Here is a 1,198-nt window from a genome sequence, read left to right as displayed (position 1 = left end):
CGTGCAGCCCGTTGTTCTTCAGCAGCCGCACGACGCGTTTGGATCTGAATTGGCCGTGTTCAACTGGTTGATGCAACACCTGATCGTGGAGGTGTTTGATGGGTTCGGGGAATCAGCAGAAGCAGGTGCGGGCGTATCGGGGTCAGATGGTGTCACCGGGACGTCCGACGGTCGCGTGGCGGGAGGACCGGGTACGGTTTTGGGCCGCGATAGCGGTGGGTGCGAAGACCCGGGACGCGGGCGTCGCGGCGGGTGTGTCGGAGCCGGTCGCGCATCGGTGGTTCGTGCACGCTGGCGGGGTGAATCCCCAGTTGGCCCCGGCACTGTCGGGACGGTATCTGACGTCAGGTAATCGTGAGGAGATCGCATTGTGGCGGGCGCAGGGCTGCGGGGTGCGAGAGATCGCTCGGCGGCTGGGCCGGAGCCCGTCGACGATCTCTCGTGAGCTGCGCCGGAACGCATCAACAAGGTCGTACCGGCTGGATTACAAAGCCTCCACCGCGCAGTGGCACACCGAACGTCGTGCCCGCCGGCCGAGGACAGCGAAACTCGTCGCCAACGAGCTGCTGCGTGCTTACGTTGCTGACAAGCTCAGCGGGCATGTCCGCACCACCGATGGTGACCGCCTGGGCCCGGCGGGGCCGGCGTGGGATGGAAAGAACAAACCGCACCGCGGGGATCGGGAGTGGGTCACCGCGTGGAGTCCGCAACAGATCGCGAACCGGCTCCCGGTCGAGTTTCCCGATGACCCGTCAATGCGGATATCGCACGAAGCGATCTATCAGGCCCTGTACGTGCCTGCGCGGGGTGGTCTGAGCCGGAAGCAGTCCTGGCATCTGCGCCACGGACGCACGAAACGAATGCCCAGGGCCAGGACGCAGCAGCAGGCGTGGGCGCACGTCACCGACGCCACGACACTAAACAAACGGCCAGCCAAAGCGGAGGACCGGATGGTTGCCGGGCACTGGGAAGGTGACCTGATCATAGGTTTGAACCGGTCCGCGATCGCGACGCTGATCTGTCGAACGACCCGGTTCGCGATGCTGGTTCACTTACCCCGGCAAACTGACAGCGCTCACTGAAATTCCCCAGTTCTGCTCACTGAAATTCCCCACCCCGGGTCGCTTCCGCGCATAGAAGCGGGCCTCCCTCGATGCTGATGGTCTTCGACCACACACCAGCTCGAGAAAGGCCCTGT

1 pseudogene is annotated in these 1,198 nt (G+C 64.5%); it reads left to right on the top strand.

The features are described 5' to 3' along the window. Positions 1-98 precede the first annotated feature (98 nt). Positions 99-1,064 (top strand): annotated as a pseudogene (locus B7R21_RS19275) (IS30 family transposase); the annotation flags it as partial. Positions 1,065-1,198 lie beyond the last annotated feature (134 nt).

This window comes from Subtercola boreus, from assembly GCF_003399625.1.
Taxonomy (GTDB): domain Bacteria; phylum Actinomycetota; class Actinomycetes; order Actinomycetales; family Microbacteriaceae; genus Subtercola; species Subtercola boreus_C.
This window is presented reverse-complemented; position numbering and strand designations above follow the sequence as displayed.